An 18,352-nucleotide genomic window follows, 5' to 3' on the forward strand; every position below is an offset into this window, starting at 1 on the left:
CGTTGGAGGCTTGCTTTACGGCGCCGGGCTGTCGGCGACGTGCGTGGCGCGCTTGCCCAGGCTTTCCTCTTGCGGGCCGGGCGCGTCGAGCACCGGACGCAGACGCGGCAGCGAATCCGGATAGTTGGCCGCCACGAAGGCGATGATCGCTTCGCGGATTTCGCAGCGCAGGTCGAAGGCGGTGCCGGAATCCTGGGCGCTGATCAGCAACCGCAGCTGCATGCCCCGGTCGTCGGCGTCCGTCACGTGCAGCACGCACACCCGCTTGTCCCAACGCGACGACGCGTGCGTTATGCGCTCGAACTCGGCCCGTATCGCCGGCACCGGCACGCTGAAGTCCAGCCACAAGAACACCGTGCCGAGTATCGACGACGAGGTATGCGTCCAGTTCTCGAATGGATTTTCAATAAACCATTGCAGCGGCACGATCAAGCGCCGCTCGTCCCAGATCCGCACCACGACATACGTGCCGGTGATGCGTTCGACGCGACCCCATTCGCCCTTGACGATCAGCACGTCGTCCAGGCGGATCGGCTGCGAGAAGGCGATCTGCAGCCCTGCGATAAAGTTGCCCAGAACCGGCCGCGCCGCGATACCGGCGACCAGGCCCGCCACGCCGGCCGAGGCCAGCAGGCTGGCGCCGAACTGCCGCGCCCCCGGCAACGTCAGCAAGACAAACCCCAGCCCCACCAGCCCGATGATGAAGTTGGCGCTGCGGGTGAGCACGGCCGTCTGCGTCAGCAGCCGGCGCGCGCGCAGGTTGTCGGCGGCGTCGACCGGATTGACTTCGGTGATCGTGCGCTTGATGGAATTGACGCAAGCGATCGCCAGCCAGGTCAGGCAGATGATCAGCAGCACGCTGTTGATGCGCGATATGGGCAGCAGGAACGGCATGTTTTCCGGCGCGCCCGTCAGCACCAGGCGCAGCGCGAACAGCGCCATGCACAGCTGGCTAGGACGGTAGCCGTACTTGAGCGCGTTGGTGGTGTAGGGGCGGTTCCGCGCTATGCGGCGCAGCAGCATAATGCCCGCCCGATGCAACAGTAGAGCCACAGCAACAAAAATCATGGCGCTGACGCCCACCACTGCGGCGGCGCGCCACGGACCCTCATGCATATCGGAGAAATAGTCTAGTTCCATGGCCCTGATTCTAGGGGACTCTGCCATGTTGCGGCGCGCCATTTGCCCGCATGCGTGCGCTAACGAACAAAGGTTTTTCCCCTATGAATGAAACAATAGAGGAGCTGAGGTCGATTGCCACGCATCCCGAAAAATTGATGCAGCGGTTGTTTTTCTATCCTGCAATCACACCTGAGGACTCCTCCAATGCTTTCACGCTCTGTAAAACTATCATTACGTTTCATGTTCCCCCTGGCAATTCTGCTGGGACTGTTCGCCTACATCGTCGTTCCGCTGATGGACAACCTGACCCTGCGCTGGTCGGTGCGCGATCTGGATAACCGCTCGCAACTGTTGGCCGCCACCTTGCAGGTGCCGCTGCGCGAGGATGTGCTGCTCAATGACAAGGCACACATCAAGAAGCTGTTCGACGGCGCCATCGAAGACGAGCGCCTGTTCGCGCTGGGCTTCTGCGATCCTTCGGGCAAGCTGCTGTACAAAACCTATACCTACCCGCAATCGCTGGGCTGCTGGGAAAAACCGGCCGACGGCAGCAAGCAAAAGTCGCTGGTGCAATTGCCGCGCGGCCCGGTGCACGTCGCCGACACGCCGATCGAAGACAACGGCACCGGCCTGGGCCGCCTGATCCTGGTGCACGACATGAGCTTCATCGAGCGCCGCAGCGCCGAGACCACCAAATACGTGCTGATCTTCTTCGCCCTGCTGGGCGTGGCGATCGCCTTCCTGACCCTGCTGGTGTCGCACCTGAGCTGGCGCGGCTGGCTGGCCAGCCTGAACGACGTGCTGCGCGGCCAGTTGTTGCCGCGCGATGTACAGTCGACCGCGCCCGGCGCGACGCCGCCACCGCCGCCGCCACCGGAGATGGAACCGCTGATCGGCGAGCTGCGCAGCCTGCTGGAGGAATACCACGAGGAACGCCAAAGCAGCAGCGGCAACAGCGCCGAGTGGGCGCCGGAAAAACTCAAGGCCCTGCTGCAACAGGATCTGGCCGGCGACCAGGTGCTGGTGGTGTCCAACCGCGAGCCCTACATCCACGAGAAAAACAAGGACGGCACGATCCGCGTGCGCCGTCCGGCCAGCGGCCTGGTGACGGCCGTCGAGGCGGTGATGCGCGCCTGCTCCGGTACTTGGATCGCCCACGGCGCCGGCAGCGCCGACCGCGAGACGGTCGACCGCAACGACCACGTGCCTGTGCCGCCGAAGAACCCGAGCTACACGCTGCGCCGCGTCTGGCTGACGGAAGAAGAGGAAAAAGGTTACTACTACGGCTTCGCCAACGAAGGCCTGTGGCCGCTGTGCCATATCGCCCATGTGCGTCCGGTGTTCCGCTCGTCCGACTGGGACGAGTACGTCAAGGTCAACCGCCGCTTCGCCGACGCCGTGATCAAGGAGGCGCGCACCGACAACCCGGTGGTGCTGGTGCAGGATTACCACTTCGCCCTGCTGCCGCGCATGGTGCGCGAGGCGCTGCCGAAAGCCACCATCATCACGTTCTGGCATATCCCATGGCCTAACTCGGAGTCGTTCGGTATTTGCCCGTGGCGCGAGGAAATCCTGGAAGGTATGCTGGGCAGTACGATCCTGGGCTTCCACACGCCGTTCCACCGCAAGAACTTCCTCGACACCGTCGACCGCTATCTGGAAACCCGTATCGAGCCGGAAGCGTCGACCATTTCGTATGGCAACGAGCTGACCCAGGTCGAGGACTATCCGATCTCGATCGCCTGGCCCGACTATCCGGACACGCAGCCGGTGGAACAGTGCCGCACCGAGATCCGCCAGATCCTGGGCGTGCCGGAAGACCACCTGCTGGCCTTCGGCGTCGACCGCCTCGACTACACCAAGGGCATCCTGGAGCGCTTCCAGGCGGTCGAGAGCATGCTGGAGCGCCATCCGGCCATGGTCGGCAAGTTCAGCTTCGTGCAGATCGCCGCGCCGAGCCGTTCGGACCTGGAGGAGTACATGAACTTCGAGCAGCGCGTGCGCAAGCTGGCCGCGCGGGTCAACGACCGCTTCGGCAGCGACGGCTATCTGCCGATCATCCTGAAGATCGAGCACCACGAGCAGGCCGAGTTGCAGCGCTACTTCCGCGCCAGCGAGGTCTGCATGGTGACCAGCTTGCACGACGGCATGAACCTGGTGGCCAAGGAATTCATCGCCGCCCGCGACGACGAACGCGGCGCGCTGGTGCTGAGCCAGTTCACCGGTGCCGCCCGCGAGCTGCACGAGGCGCTGATCATCAACCCGTACCACATCGAGCAAGGCGCCGAGGCGCTGTACCGCGGCCTGACGATGCCGCCGGTCGAGCAGCGCGAACGGATGCGCAGCATGCGCGACCGCGTGCGCCGCTTCAACGTCTACCGTTGGGCAGGCCACATGCTGCTCGACGCCGCCCGTCTGCGCAAACGCGAAAAAGTGATGCAGAAGATTCGTTCCCACAGCCGCGGCAATCTGCGCCGGGTAGGTTAAAAGATAAAGATGATGACATTCGAACCAAACCCGGCGGACGCTATGAACACCGACGCGTCCGCCGACAACCCAACCTTCCTGCTGACCGACTGGCCCGATTGCAGCCTGTTCCTGGACTTCGACGGCACCCTGGTCGACCTGGCCGAAACGCCCGACACGGTGGTGGTCGTGCCCGGCCTGGTCAACGCGCTGGCCACCCTGCGCGACAAGCTCGGCGGACGCCTGGCCATCGTCAGCGGCCGCCCGATCGAGCAGATCGACGCCATGCTGGCGCCGCTCAAGCTGCCGGCGGCCGGCGTGCACGGCGCCGAACGGCGCGCCGCCGACGGCGAACTGCACTACATCACGGTGCTGCCGCTCGACAACGCCCGTGCACGCCTGCAACCGCTGGTGGCGCAGTATCCCGACCTGCTGTTGGAGGAAAAGCGCGGCGCGCTGGCCCTGCATTACCGTCTGGCGCCCGACCTGAAGACGCTGTGCGAGCAGGCCATGCAGGCCGCGCTCGACGATAGTCCCGGCATGGTACTGTTACATGGCAAAATGGTGCTGGAGCTCAAGCCCGGATCGAGCACCAAGGGCAGCGCCTTGGCCGCGTTCATGCAGGAAGCGCCTTTCAAAGGCCACACGCCGGTATTTGCCGGCGACGACACCACCGACGAAGCCGGCATCGCCTACGCCCAGCAGATGGGCGGCATGGGCGTGAAGATCGGCGCCGGTCCGAGCGCCGCGCTGCGCCGCCTCGCCTCGCCGCAGGAATTGCGCGCGCAGCTGGTGCAAGCGGCCACCACCCTGCCTCATGGAGACAAACAATGACCAGCACAGCAAGCGATACCAACTCCGCCGCACATACCAATCCCAACGAGGCCGCGCCCGGCAAACCCGTCACGCCCGAGGCATCGCTGAACTGCGGTGTCATCGGCAACTGTTCGTACAACGCGCTGGTCGACCGCAGCGGCAACATCGTCTGGTGCTGCCTGCCGCGCTTCGACGGCGACCCGGTATTCAATGCGCTGCTGGACAACTCGGAGAACGGCAGCGTCTGGAGCATCGAGCTGGAAAACTGCGTCAAGACCGAGCAGTTCTACGATCCCAACACCGCCGTGCTGCGCACCCGCCTGATGGACGCCGACAACCACGGCATCGAGATCACCGACTTCGCGCCGCGCTTCACCAGCCGCGACCGCATGTTCCGTCCGCTGATGCTGATCCGGCGCATCCGCATCCTCAACAGCGCGGTGCGCATACGCGTGCGGCTGCGTCCGCGCTTCGACTGGGGCCGCGAGGCGCCCGAGATCACGCGCGGCAGCCACCACATCCGCTATGTCGGCCCGGACCAGACCTTACGCCTGAACACCGACGCCTCGCTCAGCCACCTGCTGTCGGAGACCTGGTTCCTCGCCAACAGCTCGCTGAACTTCATGCTGGGACCGGACGAAACCCTGAACGACGGCATCGAGGACGTGTGCCGCCGCTTCGAGAAGGAAACCATCAACTACTGGCGCAACTGGAGCCGCCGCCTGGCGCTGCCGTACGAATGGCAGGACGTGGTGATCCGCGCGGCCATCACGCTCAAAATGTCGCTGTACGAGGACACCGGCGCAATCATCGCCGCCATGACCACCAGTATTCCGGAAGCGCCGGGCAGCGCGCGCAACTGGGACTACCGCTTCTGCTGGCTGCGCGACGCCTTCTTCGTGGTGCGCGCGCTCAACAGCATTTCCGAGGTCGGCACGATGGAGGAGTATCTGCGCTGGCTGAGCAATATCGTCGCCAGCTCCAAGGGCGGACACATCCAGCCGCTGTACGGCATCGGGCTGGAGGAATTCCTGCCCGAGTCGACGGTCGACCATTTGCCCGGCTATCGCGGGCACCAGCCGGTGCGGGTCGGCAACCAGGCGCAGGAGCACTTCCAGCACGATGTGTACGGCAACGTGGTGCTGGGGGCGGCGCAGGCCTTCCTCGACCACCGCCTGCTGAACCGCGCCGGCGTGGCCGAGTTCGCGCATCTGGAGGCGGTCGGCGAGCAAGCGTTCCGCGTCCACGACCAGCCGGACGCCGGCATGTGGGAGCTGCGCACGCGCGCCCGGGTCCACACGTCGTCGATGCTGATGAGCTGGGCGGCGTGCGACCGCCTGGCCAAGATCGCCAATGTGCTGGAATTGCCGGAGCGCGCCGCGCACTGGCAGGCGCGCGCCGAACAGATCCGCGTACCGCTGCTGCGCGATTCGTGGAGCGAGAAGCGCCAGGCCTTCTGCGAAAGCCTGGGCGGCGAGGATCTGGACGCCAGCGTGCTGCTGATGGCCGAGGTGAACTTCATCGATCCGAAGGACCCGCGCTTCGTCAAGACGGTGGAGGCGCTGGAGAAGTCGCTGTGCGACGGCCCGTACATGCGCCGCTACGAGGCGCCGGACGATTTCGGCAAGCCGGAGACGGCGTTCAACATCTGCACGTTCTGGCGCATCGACGCGCTGGCGCGGATCGGCCGCAAGGACGAGGCGCGCGAGATCTTCGAGACCATGCTCAAGGCCAGGAATCATCTGGGGCTGCTGTCGGAGGACACGCACCCGGTCACCGGCGAAATGTGGGGCAATTTCCCGCAGACGTATTCGATGGTGGGATTGATCAATTGCGCGATGCGTTTGTCGGCGCCGTGGGACAGCGTGGTGTAAAGCAGGCGCTGGCGGCGGCTCGCCGCTGGCGGATCACTGCACCTTGCCCAACCTGTCCAGCACCGCCTCGATCGCATCGAAATCCACCGGCTTGGTCAAATGCTCGGCAAAGCCGGCCTCCCTGGACAGGGCGCGGTCATTCTCCGCGCCCCACCCGGTCAGCGCGACCAGCGCCATGCCGTCGAGCGCCGGATTTTTCCGCAACGCCTGCGCCAGCTCATAGCCGTTCAGATTCGGCATGCCGATATCGATCAACCCGACCTCCGGTATCCAATCCTCCACCACCTCCAGCGCCTCCATGCCGTCATTGGCGACACGGATGCTGTGCCCTTTGAACTCCAGCAAACTCGCCAGGGTCTGCGCCGCGTCGGCGTTGTCGTCGACCACCAGTATCTTCAGCATATCCGTGCGCAGCGGCGCCGCCAGCGGATCGGCCGGCGCATGCTCCGCCACCGCCGCCACGCTCAACGGCAAACGAATCGTGAACGTGGTGCCGCCGCTATGCGTCCCGCCGCTGGCGACGCTGATACTACCGTCATGCATCTCCAGCAGCCGCTTGACCAGCGACAGGCCGATCCCCAGGCCGCCATGCGACAAATCCATATTTCTGCCAACCTGGTTGAACATGTCGAAGATGAACGGCTGCGACGCCTCCGGAATACCCACGCCGTTGTCCTCGACCGAGATGACGATCTCACCGCCGTCCCGCACCGCGCCCAGATCGATCCTACCACCCGGCGGCGTGTACTTGGCCGCGTTGTTGAGCAGGTTGCCCAGCACCTGCACCATGCGGGTCGGATCGACCAGCACCTCGATCGCCTCATCGGGCATGACCACATACAGGTGATGGCGGGCGTTCTCGATCATCGGCGCGTTGGCCTCCACCGCCGCCGAGATGATGCTTTGCAGCGAAACGCGCTCCTTCTTCAGATCGATCTTGCCGCCGTTGATGCGGGCGATATCAAGCAGGTCGTCGACCAGCCGCACCATGTGCGTGACCTGCCGGTCCATCATGTCGCGCATACGCTCGACCATCTGCGGGTTGGCGCCACTAAGCTTGAGGATATCGAGGCCGCTGCGGATCGGCGCCAGCGGATTGCGCAACTCGTGCGCGAGGACGGCCAGGAACTCGGTCTTGCGCCGGTCCACCTCGGACAGGTCGGCCGCCAGCCGGCGCAGGCGCGCCTCGTTCTCCTTGCGCACGCTGACGTCGGTGAACAGCAGCGCCACTTTGCGGCTGTCGGCGTCGCCGACGCGGCTGGCGTAGCCTTCGAACCAGCGCCCGCTCGACTGCGCCTGGTTCTCGAACCGCACCGGCTGTCCGGTCAGCGCCACCTGGGCGTAGGTATCAATCCAGAAGGAGCCGATATGCGGCACCACCTCTTTGATGGTCTTGCCGACGACATCGCCCAGGCCGTAAATCGCGATGCCCGCCGGATTCATCTCCAGCACCTTGTAATCGACCGCCTCGCCTGCATCGTCGAAGATCACGTCGATCACGCAAAAGCCCTGGTCCATCGAATCGAACAGGTTCCGGTAGCGCTCCTCGCTGCTGCGCACCTGCTGATACAGCTGGCGCAGACGGTCGTCGTCGGCGCGCTCGCGGGCCAGCTTCTCGTTGAGCAGCGCCAGCTCGGCATCGACCGCGCGATTGATCACCCCGCGCACCTTTTTGCCAACGTAAATGAAAAAGATCCCGACCACCAAAAACAGCGCCAATGAAATCTGGTCGCGCGTGCCGCCGACATAGAAGCTGCCGACCGGCAGAAAAATCGAGCAGCCATACAGGAAGCCGGTGAGCAGCACGATCGCCGCCGGACCGCTGCCCAGCACGGCCGCGGCCAGCGCCACCAGCGGAATGAACAGCAAAAAGGGAACCCGGTTGCCGACGAAGACGGATACGCCGATTTGCAACATCAACGCAAACAGTGACAAGCCCACGCCTACGACATAGCGCAGCGCGGGTGAAAGTTTTTTCGCGGAAAGCAGCATCGGAAGTCCTTGGTTTTCTCTATCATACCAAGCGACAACCTCAACCAGTAAAACGGTCCGGTCTTTAACGGCTATTGCTCAAGTTTCCACGGCCGCATCTTGCGCCAACGCAAACTTCAACATCTTTTCCTATTGTTTTCTTATTATTTTTTCGCCGCCTCGGGCTTCGAGCCATGCCGCACCTGCGTTGCCTGCCTGAGCGCTGCGGCGCAATCGACAGGTTCCACATTGCCGGGATTGATCAGCGGCACCACCGCAGCCAGCGGATTGATGATGCCCAGCGCCACCGCCGCGCCGGCCTTGAGCGCCAGCGGTCCCTTGGCCACGCCGACGTCCGGATTGGCGAAGGTGCCCCGGGCGTACAGCGGCGTGCGCAGCGAGATGATGCGCACGCCCTTGGTCTTCGGCTTGACGTCCAGGTTCAGGCGCTCGTCGGCCAGGTCGATGGTGCCGGTGACATCGATGACGGCTTCGTCGGTGTCGACGACGAAGCGCCGGGTCTGCGCCTGGCCCTTCTCGACGACGAAATCGCTGGCCACGCAGTTCAGTTGCACCTGCTTGTCGCCGAACAGTTTGACGAAGACGGCGTTGGCGATGTTCAGGCCGGCCGCCTCCAGCACGAACTTGCTGACCGAGCCCTCGCTGACGGTGGCGCCCAGTTCGCCGCTGGCGGTCGCCAGCATCGCCGACACCGAATTGCCGGTGCCGGCCAGCGCGGCGTCGCCGTTGACCTCGCCCACGCTGGCCTGCATCGATTGCAGTTTCGGGAACAGCTGGCGGATCTTCAGGTGGCGCGCGGCCATCTTGATCTGCGCCTGGATCGGGTTCTTGCCGCCGTCGAGCGTGATGTTGGAGGTGACGTCGCCGCCGGCCATGCCGAAGTTGAGCGGCGTCAGGGTCAACACCTTGTTCTTCATGCGGATACGGGTGTCGATGTTCTCCAGCGGGATATCGTGCGTGCGCACCAGTTTCTTGCCGGTGAACTTGACGTCGGCGTCGAGCGCGTCCCACTTGGCGGTGTTGAATTGCTCGACCGGCAGCGCCTTGCCCGCCGGCTGGTTGGGTTTCTTGTCGCGCGCCACCTTGTCGGCGTTGCTCTCGGCGCCGATGGTCGGCCCCAGGTCCGCCAGCCGCAGCTGGTTGGAGGTCAGGGTGCCGGTCAGCAGCGGACGCGGCTTGCGCGGGCTGTAGCTCAGCGTGCCGTGCAGGTCGCTGGCGCCGACGGTGCCGGTGAAGTTGCGGTAGGTCCAGCTCCAGACGCCGCCCTCGTTGCGGCCGCCCAGGCGGCCCTTGGTCGCGTAGGCCGGCGTCTCCGGCAGCAGCACGCCGGTCAGCGGATACAAGTCCGCCATGCTCGCGCCGGCCAGCGACAGCGACAGATCGATGCCCGCCAGCGCGCGCGGATCGGTCAAGGTCCCCTCGACGGCGATCTTGTTCTTGCCCAGCATGGCGTTGGCCTGCACCGGGAATTTGCTGTGTTCGTCCTGCAGCGACAACACGGCGCCGGTCTTGCCGCCGCCGGTCACCGGCGCGCCGCGATACGTGCCGCCCAGTTCGAAGCGCATGCCGTAGTTTTTGGCGTCGGCGTCGTTCGTATCGATCGTGGTGGCCTTGGCGCGCAGGTCCAGCTTGATGCCGTCGTCCAGATAGCGCAGGCTGCCCTCGCGGAACGCCAGGCGCCGGATGTCGACCTCCCACTCCGACGGGCCGTTGTCCTTGAAGGTCCAGGTATTGCTGCCGTCGGCGCGGCGCTGGGCCGCCACCTCCAGCTTGTCCAGTTCCAGGTTGGTGATCACCACCTGCTTGCGCAGCAGCGGCAGCGTGTGCATCGCGACGACGATATTGCCCACGCTGGCCAGGCGCGGGCCGGTGGTGGTCCACGCAGGATTGACGACATACACATCGTTGGCGCTGATTTCAGGGCGCGGCACATAGCGGCGCCATCCCGGCTCCGCCGGGTCGCCTTGGCGGAAGCGCACGTCCAGGTCGCCCTTGATGGCGAACTCCCGTCCTATCGTCTGCGACACCTTGTCGTTGATGTAGGGGCGGGCGCGGTTCCAGTCGAACGTCAGCACAAAAATGACGAGTGCCGCCAGCAACACCAACAGTGCGGCGAGGAAATAATAAAGAATGGTGAGGGGGCGCGATCTTCTCATGCGGTCCATGCTACGCCTCGATCGTGGGGCGTTATGTGAGCTATTCAACAAAACCGGCCAAAACCGGCAAATCGGACGGCAGGGCGGCGCGGGCGCTGGCGGCGTAACGCAGCAGGGTGTCGCCGAAGCCGCCCCTGGCCTTCGGGTCGCGGCGGGCGCTGGTCACCACGCGCGGCGCCGAGCTCCAGGCGAAGCGCGCGCCGCTACGCTCCAGCGCCGCCACCAGCGCCACGTCCTCGCTGCAGGCTAGCGGCGCGAAGCCACCGGCGCGCAGATAGGCGGCGGCGGACACCCCGAGATTGGCGCCGTGGATGTGGCGGTGGCCGTCGGCATCGGTGTACCCGCGGTGGAAGTGCCGGCGCAACGTCTCGGCGTCGTCCAGATGCGGCGACCAGTCGTCGACCGCGATGGTGCCGCAGACGACGTCCACATTCAGGCTCAGTTGCGCCGCCAGCCACGCAGGCGAGACGCGCGTGTCGGCATCGGTGAAGGCCAGCCAGCGGGCGCCGAGGGCCAGCAGGCGCGCGGCGCCGGCGGCGCGGGCCGCGCCGACGTTGCGCGATGCGACCACGATGCCCTCGACGACGCAGCCGCCGTCCGCGCGGTTTGCGCTGTTTATTTCACCGCCGCGCGCGTGGCGCTCGACGATGGCGCGCGAACCGTCGCTGCAGCTGTCCAGCACCACGGCGACATGCACCGCCTCGCCGCCCAGCGCGGCATCGCCGGCGGCGGCGCGGATCGCCGCCAGACACCGTTCCAGTTCGCGCTCCTCGTTGTGGGCCGGGACGATCACGCCGATCATCAGGCCAGTCCCTCCTGCTGCGCCACCGAATCGGCGCTGCCGGACCAGACGTCGAGCAGGAAGTCTTCCTCGCAATGGCGCAACAGCCGGTGCAGGCCGGGCGTCGCGTCGAACACGGTATGCATGCTGTCGGTGTTGAGCCGGCGGTCGGCGAACGGCCGGCGCCAGTGGCACATGACCAGCGTGCCGCCTGCGGCCAGGCCGTCGGCACAGCACCGGCGCAGCCGCAGCAAGGCCGGTTCGTCGAGGTAGTAGGCCATCTCGCTGATGACGATCAGATCGAACGCCGTATCGGCCGGCCAATCCTGCGGCATGTGCTGCTGGCGGATCGTCACGCGCGCGGCGTCGCTGGGCGCCTCGCGCAGAATGCGCCGGCGCGTCAGCACCACCGCCTCGGCCGACAGGTCGCTCGCCAGCAGCCGCTCGGCGCGGTGGGCCAGCGCCGCCGTCAGCTCACCATTGCCGCACGCCGGTTCGAACGCGTTGCGGTAGCGCTGGCGCGGCAGCGACGCCAGCAGGATGTCGCGCTTGCGCTGCTCGTACCAGCGCTGGCGCACTTTCCATGGATCGGCATCCTGCTGGTACAACTGCTGGAAGTGCGCGAGCGGATCGAAGCCGGAGGGGAGTGAGGTCGTCATGTGAAGTAGATTTCGTAGGGATGCAGCAAGCGCGCCAGCACATGCGGCGGCAGGATGGCCGGCTGGCCGGTGGAGCTATCTTCGTGCAGCTGGCTGGTGAAACAGCCGACCGCCTCGCGTTTGCGCCGCAGTACATCCTCGTCCAGCGCCAGGCGGCGCGCGCGGCGCCACGGCAGGCGCGCGTCGCCCGGCGCGGCCCAGTGCCAGCTCCAGACTGGCATCTCGATCAAGGTCGCGCGGCAGGCGCCGGCGGCCATGGCGGCCGCCAGCCCGCACGCCTCGTGGTCCGGATGGCCGTCCTGGCGCCAGGTCACGAAGACCACGTCGTCGGGGCGCAGCATTTGCCGCAGCAGCGTTTGCAGCTGTTCGATCGATGCCGTCACCGCGCCGTCGGGCAGGCGGGCGCGCAGCACCTGCGGCGCGGGGCCGGCGGCCGGCGCGCCCAATCCGAGCGCGCGCAGGGCGGCGTCGGTTTCGCGGGGACGCTGGCGCGCCAGCTGGTCCGGAGTGATCAGCGTCGAACCCGGATGGCTGGCCGCGCCGTCGGTCACCGCCACCAGCACCGTGCGGCTGCCTTGCGCCGCCAGCAGTTGCAGCAACCCGCCGCAGGCCAGCACCTCGTCGTCCGGGTGCGGCGCGACGACGACGGCGCGCCGGCCCGGCGGCACCAGCGCGGCGGCCGACACCGGCGGTAGGTCGCGCAGTCCGCCCCAGGCCTGCCAACTGGCGTCGGGCGTGCCTTCGCCGGCGATCCGGCGGGCGGCCGCCGCGTGGTCGATCACAGCGCCCATGGCGACCGCTCCATCCCGCCCAGCATACGGCCCAGCCCGGCCAGGTCGCGCTCGGCGTGGCTCTGGCGCAGGAACACCGGCAGATCCGCCGCCAGGCGGGCGAAGTGCGCGTCGCGGCACAGCGGCGTGGCGCCCAGCGCGCGCGTGGCGTGCTGCAGCACCAGCGTGGCCGCCGCTTCGACCACCAGGCGCGCGCGCAGCGCCAGCGGGCCGGCGTCGGCGGCGGGATCGGCGTCGATGGCGGCGGCGGCCTCGCGCAGCACCGCCGCCGCCCCGGCCAGCGCGACATCGGCCATGCCAAGCTGCGCGAGCCGATGCGGATCGGCCGCCTGGCGCGCGGCGCCGGCGCGCACCGCCGCGTGCAGATAATCGGCGATGGCTTGCGCCGCCCCGTACCAGCAGGCGGCGATGCCGGCGCCGCCGTGCCAGAATCCCGGACGCCCCACATACGCGCCGGACGCGCCCACCAGGCGCGCCTCGGCATCGTCGAACACCACGTCGACGCTGGCGCTGCCGGCCATGCCGACGGCGTGCCAGCCGTCGGCGGTCACCGTCACGCCGGGTTGGCCGAGGGCGACGGCGGCCAGCCAGGGCCGCCCCTCTTCATCCCAGCAACTGACCAGCGCGTGGTCCACCGTATCGGCGCCCGAACACCATAGCTTGCGGCCCGCCAGGCGCACCGCGCCGCCCTCGGAACGATGCAGCACCACCCTGCCGTCGGGCGGCTCGGCGCACCATACACCCCACAGCGCCTCCGGCGGAGCGGCCGGCGCCCCCAGCTCGGCCAGGATGGCCAGGGCGTCGGTGTGGCCTTCATATAGCTTGAGCAGGCTCAGATCGTGGCCCGCCACCTCCGCCAGCGCGCGCCAGCGCCGCGCCGTCGCGCCGCGTCCCGGCGGCGGCAGGCGGTCCAGCCCCTCTGCGACGATGCGCCGCAGCAGCGGTCCGGGAGCGGCCGGCGCGCCGCGCTCGGGCAGCAGCAGCCGGCGCAGCGCGCCGGCCGCGTCGCAGGTGGGCGCGGGGACAGGCGGGGGTGGCGAAACCATCGATAACAGGGCCGGCATGACCATCCATTCGAGACGTTGTGGGAGACGCTGTCATCATGCTGCGGCACCGCCGGGCTGTATGTTCGCTCGGACACAGTAGTCTCCAATCAAGTTCCACCGTGCGACACGTCGCGTCGCCATGCCGGGTAGAATGAAAAACCGGCGCTTCCGGCCGACTTTCTTTGCGTCATTATCATCAATGAAACCGCGTGAAAATATTGATATCTGGCATGAATTCCATCCCGCCGTGGCGGCCTGGTTCCGCGCCAGCTTCGCCGCCGCCACCGAGGCGCAACAGCGCGCATGGCCGCTGATCCAGCGCGGCCGGTCCACGCTGATCGCCGCGCCGACCGGCTCCGGCAAGACCCTGACGGCCTTCCTGGCCGCCATCGACACGCTGGTGCGCGAAAGCGGCGAGACGCCCCTGCCCGACCAGACGCGGGTGCTGTACGTGTCGCCGCTCAAGGCGCTGTCGAACGATATCCGCGTCAACCTGCTGGCGCCCCTGGAAGGCATCGGCCGCGAGCTGGAGGCGATGGGGCTGCCGCCGCACGGCATCCGCGCCGCCGTGCGCACCGGCGACACCACCCAGGCCGAGCGCAACGCCATGCGCCGCCGCCCCCCGCACATCCTGGTCTCGACGCCGGAATCGCTGTACGTGCTGCTCGGCTCCGACAGCGGCCGCGCCATGCTGACCGGCGTGCGCACCGTGATCGTCGACGAGATCCACGCCGTCGCCGGCGGCAAGCGTGGCAGCCATCTGTCGCTCAGCCTCGAACGGCTCGACGCCCTGTGCGAGGCGGGGGGCCAGCGCACGCCGGTGCGCATCGGCCTGTCGGCCACGCAAAAGCCGTTGTCGGCGGTGGCACGCTTCCTGGCCGGCGCGGGCGACCGCGACTGCGCGGTGGTCGACGTCGGCCACGTGCGCGCGCGCGACCTGGGGCTGGAGCTGCCGCCGGTGCCGCTGGAGGCGGTCATGCCCAACGAGGTGTGGGAGCGCGTCTACGACCGGCTGGCGGAGTTGACCGTCCTGCACCGCACCACGCTGGTGTTCGTCAACACCCGGCGCATGGCCGAGCGCATGGCGCGCCACCTGGGCGAACGCCTCGGCGGCGAACACGTGGCCGCCCACCACGGCAGCCTGGCCAAGGAATACCGGCTCGACGCCGAGCAGCGCCTCAAGCGCGGCGAGCTGCGCGTGCTGATCGCCACCGCCTCGCTGGAGCTGGGCATCGACATCGGCGACGTCGACCTGGTGTGCCAGATCGGCTCCCCGCGCGGCATCGCCTCGTTCCTGCAGCGGGTCGGCCGCTCGGGCCACCACGTCGGCGGCCTGCCCAAGGGCCGCCTGTTCCCCACCTCGCGCGACGACTTGATCGAATGCGCGGCGCTGCTCGACTGCGTGCGCCGCGATGAACTCGACGCGCTGCGCATCCCGGTCGCGCCGCTCGACGTGCTGGCGCAGCAGATCGTCGCCGAAGTGGGCGGGCGCGAATGGCGCGAGGACGAGCTGTTCGACCTGGTGCGCGGCGCCGCGCCGTACGCCGCGCTGGAGCGGGCGCGCTTCGACGCCGTGCTGCGCATGCTCACCGAGGGCTACACCGGGCGCCAGGGCGTGCGCGGCGCCTACCTGCACCGCGACGCCGTCAGCGGCACCGTGCGCGCGCGGCGCGGCGGCCGGCTCACCGCCGTCACCTCCGGCGGCACCATTCCCGACAACGCCGACTTCACCGTGGTGCTCGAGCCGCAGGGCCACAACATCGGCACCGTGCACGAGGACTTCGCCGTCGAAAGCCTGGCCGGCGACGTTTTCCAGCTCGGGAACACCTCGTACCGCATCCAGCGCGTGGAGGCGGGCAAGGTGCGGGTCGAGGACGCGCACGGCGCCGCCCCCAACATCCCGTTCTGGCTGGGCGAGGCGCCCGGCCGCAGCGACGAACTGTCGGCCGGCGTGGCGCGCCTGCGCGGCGAGATCGACCGCCTGCTGGGCGAAAAGGACGGCGCCGCCGCCATCGACCACGCCGTCGACTGGCTGTTCGAGCATCTCGGCCTTAACGACGACGCCGCCGGCCAGATCGTCGACTACCTGGCCCGCGCGCGCGCCGCGCTGGGCGCGCTGCCGACCCGCGACACGCTGGTGATGGAGCGCTTCTTCGACGCCTCGGGCGGCATGCAGCTGGTGCTACATTCGCCGTACGGCAGCCGCATCAACCGCGCCTGGGGACTGGCGCTGCGCAAGCGCTTCTGCCGCACCTTCAACTTCGAGCTGCAGGCCGCCGCCACCGAGGACGCGATCGTGCTGTCGCTGTCGGACACCCACAGTTTTCCGCTCGACGAGGTGTGGCGCTATCTGCGCTCGGGCAGCGCCGAACATGTATTGATCCAGGCGCTGCTCGACGCGCCGCTGTTCAACGTGCGGTGGCGCTGGAACGCCACCACCGCGCTGGCCCTGCCGCGCTACACTGGCGGCCGCAAGGTCGCGCCGCAGCTGCAACGCATGAAGAGCGACGACTTGCTGGCCGCCGTCTTCCCCGACCAGGCGGCGTGCCTGGAGAACATCGTCGGCGAACGCGAGCTGCCCAGCCATCCGCTGGTCGACCAGACGCTCGACGACTGCCTGCACGAGGCGATGGACAGCGAGGGCTGGCTGGCCCTGTTGCGCCGCATGGAGGCGGGCGAGGTGCGGCTGCTGTCGCGCGACCTGCCGGCGCCGTCGCCGCTGGCGATGGAGATCCTCAACGCCCGGCCCTACGCCTTCCTCGACGACGCCCCGCTGGAGGAGCGCCGCACGCAAGCGGTCGTCAACCGCCGCTGGACCGATCCGGCCTCCAGCGACGACCTGGGCGCGCTCGACGCCGGTGCCATCGAAGCGGTGGCCGCCGAAGCCTGGCCCGGCCCGCGCAACGGCGACGAGATGCACGAGGCGCTGATGTCGCTGACCTGTGTCACCGAGGACGAGGCGGCGGCCGGCGACGGCTGGCACGCGCTGCTGGCGGGACTGGCCGCCGGCGGCCGCGCCACCCGTTTGCGCGGCGGCGGCGCCGACCTGTGGGTGGCGCTGGAGCGCCTGGCGTGCCTGAGGGCGGCCTACACGGACGCCGTCGCCACGCCAGCGCTGACGATACCGGAGCGCCTGGCCGCGACCGACGGCGACGAGCCATGGACGCGCGACGACGCGCTGGTGGAGATCCTGCGCGCGCGCCTGAGCGGCTTCGGCCCCCAGCCACTGGCCGCCATCGCCGCCCCGCTCGGCCTGTCCGAAGGCGACGCCGCCATCGCCCTGGCCCGGCTCGAAAGCGAAGGCTATGTGATGCGCGGGCGCTTCACCCCCGGCGTCGCCGACGAGGAATGGTGCGAACGGCACCTTCTGGCGCGCATCCACCGCTACACCATCAAGAGTCTGAGGCGCGAGATCGAACCGGTCGAACGCCAGGATTTCATGCGCTTCCTGTTCGAGTGGCAGCACCTGGCCGAAGACGCGCGGCTGCGCGGCAGCGAGTCGCTGCCGACGATCCTGGCGCAGCTGGAGGGCTACGAGGCCGCCGCCGGCGCCTGGGAAAGCGACCTGCTGGCGCTGCGCATGCAAGACTACTCGATGCTGTGGCTCGACGACTTGTGCCGCGCCGGCAAGGTCGTCTGGACGCGGGTCGGCGCTCCCGCCAGCGCCGCCGGCGGCCCGGTGCGCGCCACGCCGCTGGTGCTGCTGCCGCGCCGCCAGCTCGGCCTGTGGCACGCGCTGCCGGCCGTCGCCGCCGAAGTGGAGGTATCGCCGCGCGCCGCGCGCGTGCTCGAGGCGCTGCGGCGCGAGGGCGCCATGTTTTTCGACGAACTGTCGCGCGACGCTAAGCTGCTGCCGGTCGAACTGGAGACCACGCTGGGCGAGCTGGTGGCCACGGGACTGGTCAACGCCGACAGCTACGCCGGCCTGCGCGCCATGCTGCTGCCAGCGAACAAGCGCGCCACCATGGACAAGCGCCGCCGCCGTGGCGCCGGCCCGACCATGGAGGAGGCGGGCCGCTGGGCGCTGGTGCGGCGCGCCGACGGCGTCACCATCACCGAGCGTTTCACCGGCTTGACCGTCGACGGCGGCGCCGACGACGATGCGGCGCCTCCCCAATCAGCGGCGCAGGCGCGCAAGCCCGCCCCGGCGGTGGCGCGCAGGCCGCGGACCGATCCGCAGACGCTGGAGCACATCGCCATGACGCTGCTGCGTCGCTACGGCGTGATGTTCTGGCGCCTGCTCGAGCGCGAGGCCGCGTGGCTGCCGGCATGGCGGGAACTGCTGCCGGTGTACCACCGGCTGGAGGCGCGCGGCGAGATTCGCGGCGGCCGTTTCGTGGCCGGGCTGTCGGGCGAGCAGTTCGCGCTGCCCGAGGCGATTCCGCTGTTGCGCGAGATGCGCCGCCGGCCGCACGACGGCGGTTTCGTCGGCATTTCCGGTGTCGACCCGCTCAACCTGTGCGGCACCCTGCTGCCGGGCGACAAAGTGCCCGCGCTGGCCGGCAACCGCGTGCTGTTCCGCGACGGCCTGCCGGTGGCCGCCATCGTCGCCGGCAAATTCCGTTACCTGGAATCGCCCGATCCGGCCGAGCGCGAACTGCTGCACGCCCAGCTGGTCGCGCGGCGATAGCGCGACGCGGGGCCGCCCG

At 68.4% G+C, this 18,352-nt stretch carries 11 protein-coding genes; 4 read left to right on the forward strand and 7 right to left on the reverse strand.

Translation table 11 applies throughout. The features are described from left to right. Positions 1–15: 15 nt before the first annotated feature. The gene (locus tag MRBLMU1_RS24160) at positions 16–1,140 is read right to left on the reverse strand and encodes a mechanosensitive ion channel family protein (RefSeq protein WP_363506933.1); all 1,125 of its coding nucleotides are present in this window, start codon (positions 1,138–1,140) and stop codon (positions 16–18) included. Between the two features lie 186 nt (positions 1,141–1,326). Here MRBLMU1_RS24160 and MRBLMU1_RS24165 point away from each other — a divergent pair, with 186 nt between their 5' ends. From MRBLMU1_RS24165 to MRBLMU1_RS24175, 3 genes are read left to right on the forward strand one after another with little or no spacing between them, the layout of a single operon-like run. Beyond that, positions 1,327–3,609, forward strand: a complete 2,283-nt coding sequence (locus MRBLMU1_RS24165) for an alpha,alpha-trehalose-phosphate synthase (UDP-forming) (protein WP_363506935.1) — start codon at positions 1,327–1,329, stop codon at positions 3,607–3,609. Between the two features lie 42 nt (positions 3,610–3,651). Continuing rightward, positions 3,652–4,422: a trehalose-phosphatase gene (gene otsB / locus MRBLMU1_RS24170; protein ID WP_363506938.1), complete on the forward strand. Its 771-nt coding sequence runs from the start codon at positions 3,652–3,654 to the stop codon at positions 4,420–4,422. Then, complete coding sequence (locus MRBLMU1_RS24175) at positions 4,419–6,278, forward strand: glycoside hydrolase family 15 protein (RefSeq protein WP_363506941.1); 1,860 nt, start codon at positions 4,419–4,421, stop codon at positions 6,276–6,278. Before otsB ends, MRBLMU1_RS24175 begins: the two co-directional genes overlap by 4 nt. Before the next feature lie 33 nt (positions 6,279–6,311). On the opposite strand, the gene MRBLMU1_RS24180 is transcribed toward MRBLMU1_RS24175, so the two are convergent. The 6 genes from MRBLMU1_RS24180 to MRBLMU1_RS24205 form a co-directional block, all read right to left on the reverse strand. Further along, a complete protein-coding gene (locus MRBLMU1_RS24180; protein ID WP_363506944.1) occupies positions 6,312–8,270 on the reverse strand; it encodes a hybrid sensor histidine kinase/response regulator in 1,959 nt (652 codons plus the stop codon). 143 nt (positions 8,271–8,413) lie between these two features. Continuing rightward, a complete protein-coding gene (locus MRBLMU1_RS24185; protein ID WP_363506946.1) occupies positions 8,414–10,426 on the reverse strand; it encodes an AsmA family protein in 2,013 nt (670 codons plus the stop codon). A 40-nt stretch (positions 10,427–10,466) separates the two neighbouring features. Further along, positions 10,467–11,228, reverse strand: coding sequence for a glycosyltransferase (locus tag MRBLMU1_RS24190; protein WP_363506949.1), 762 nt, complete (start codon positions 11,226–11,228; stop codon positions 10,467–10,469). Then, complete coding sequence (locus MRBLMU1_RS24195) at positions 11,228–11,866, reverse strand: class I SAM-dependent methyltransferase (RefSeq protein WP_363506952.1); 639 nt, start codon at positions 11,864–11,866, stop codon at positions 11,228–11,230. Before MRBLMU1_RS24195 ends, MRBLMU1_RS24190 begins: the two co-directional genes overlap by 1 nt. Next, positions 11,863–12,657: a PIG-L deacetylase family protein gene (locus MRBLMU1_RS24200; protein WP_363506955.1), complete on the reverse strand. Its 795-nt coding sequence runs from the start codon at positions 12,655–12,657 to the stop codon at positions 11,863–11,865. The genes MRBLMU1_RS24195 and MRBLMU1_RS24200 overlap by 4 nt, the downstream gene beginning before the upstream one ends. Further along, entirely contained in the window at positions 12,645–13,727 is a 1,083-nt protein-coding gene (locus tag MRBLMU1_RS24205) for an acyl-CoA dehydrogenase (protein ID WP_414646113.1), read from the reverse strand. Before MRBLMU1_RS24205 ends, MRBLMU1_RS24200 begins: the two co-directional genes overlap by 13 nt. Positions 13,728–13,902: 175 nt before the next feature. Here MRBLMU1_RS24205 and MRBLMU1_RS24210 point away from each other — a divergent pair, with 175 nt between their 5' ends. After that, complete coding sequence (locus tag MRBLMU1_RS24210) at positions 13,903–18,333, forward strand: DEAD/DEAH box helicase (protein ID WP_363506961.1); 4,431 nt, start codon at positions 13,903–13,905, stop codon at positions 18,331–18,333. The last annotated feature ends 19 nt before the right edge of the window (positions 18,334–18,352 follow it).

It is taken from the genome of Burkholderia sp. LMU1-1-1.1, assembly GCF_040675865.1.
Lineage (GTDB): Bacteria > Pseudomonadota > Gammaproteobacteria > Burkholderiales > Burkholderiaceae_D > Rugamonas.

What these genes read in the sequence shown, in the direction of transcription:
- MRBLMU1_RS24165 (WP_363506935.1), top strand. Translation starts at nt 1,327, where the DNA reads ATGCTTTCACGCTCTGTAAAACTATCATTACGTTTCATGTTCCCCCTG.
- MRBLMU1_RS24190 (WP_363506949.1), bottom strand. Translation starts at nt 11,228, where the DNA reads ATGATCGGCGTGATCGTCCCGGCCCACAACGAGGAGCGCGAACTGGAA.
- MRBLMU1_RS24200 (WP_363506955.1), bottom strand. Translation starts at nt 12,657, where the DNA reads ATGGGCGCTGTGATCGACCACGCGGCGGCCGCCCGCCGGATCGCCGGC.
- otsB (WP_363506938.1), top strand. Translation starts at nt 3,652, where the DNA reads ATGAACACCGACGCGTCCGCCGACAACCCAACCTTCCTGCTGACCGAC.
- MRBLMU1_RS24210 (WP_363506961.1), top strand. Translation starts at nt 13,903, where the DNA reads ATGAAACCGCGTGAAAATATTGATATCTGGCATGAATTCCATCCCGCC.
- MRBLMU1_RS24195 (WP_363506952.1), bottom strand. Translation starts at nt 11,866, where the DNA reads ATGACGACCTCACTCCCCTCCGGCTTCGATCCGCTCGCGCACTTCCAG.
- MRBLMU1_RS24185 (WP_363506946.1), bottom strand. Translation starts at nt 10,426, where the DNA reads ATGAGAAGATCGCGCCCCCTCACCATTCTTTATTATTTCCTCGCCGCA.
- MRBLMU1_RS24205 (WP_414646113.1), bottom strand. Translation starts at nt 13,727, where the DNA reads ATGGTCATGCCGGCCCTGTTATCGATGGTTTCGCCACCCCCGCCTGTC.
- MRBLMU1_RS24180 (WP_363506944.1), bottom strand. Translation starts at nt 8,270, where the DNA reads ATGCTGCTTTCCGCGAAAAAACTTTCACCCGCGCTGCGCTATGTCGTA.
- MRBLMU1_RS24160 (WP_363506933.1), bottom strand. Translation starts at nt 1,140, where the DNA reads ATGGAACTAGACTATTTCTCCGATATGCATGAGGGTCCGTGGCGCGCC.
- MRBLMU1_RS24175 (WP_363506941.1), top strand. Translation starts at nt 4,419, where the DNA reads ATGACCAGCACAGCAAGCGATACCAACTCCGCCGCACATACCAATCCC.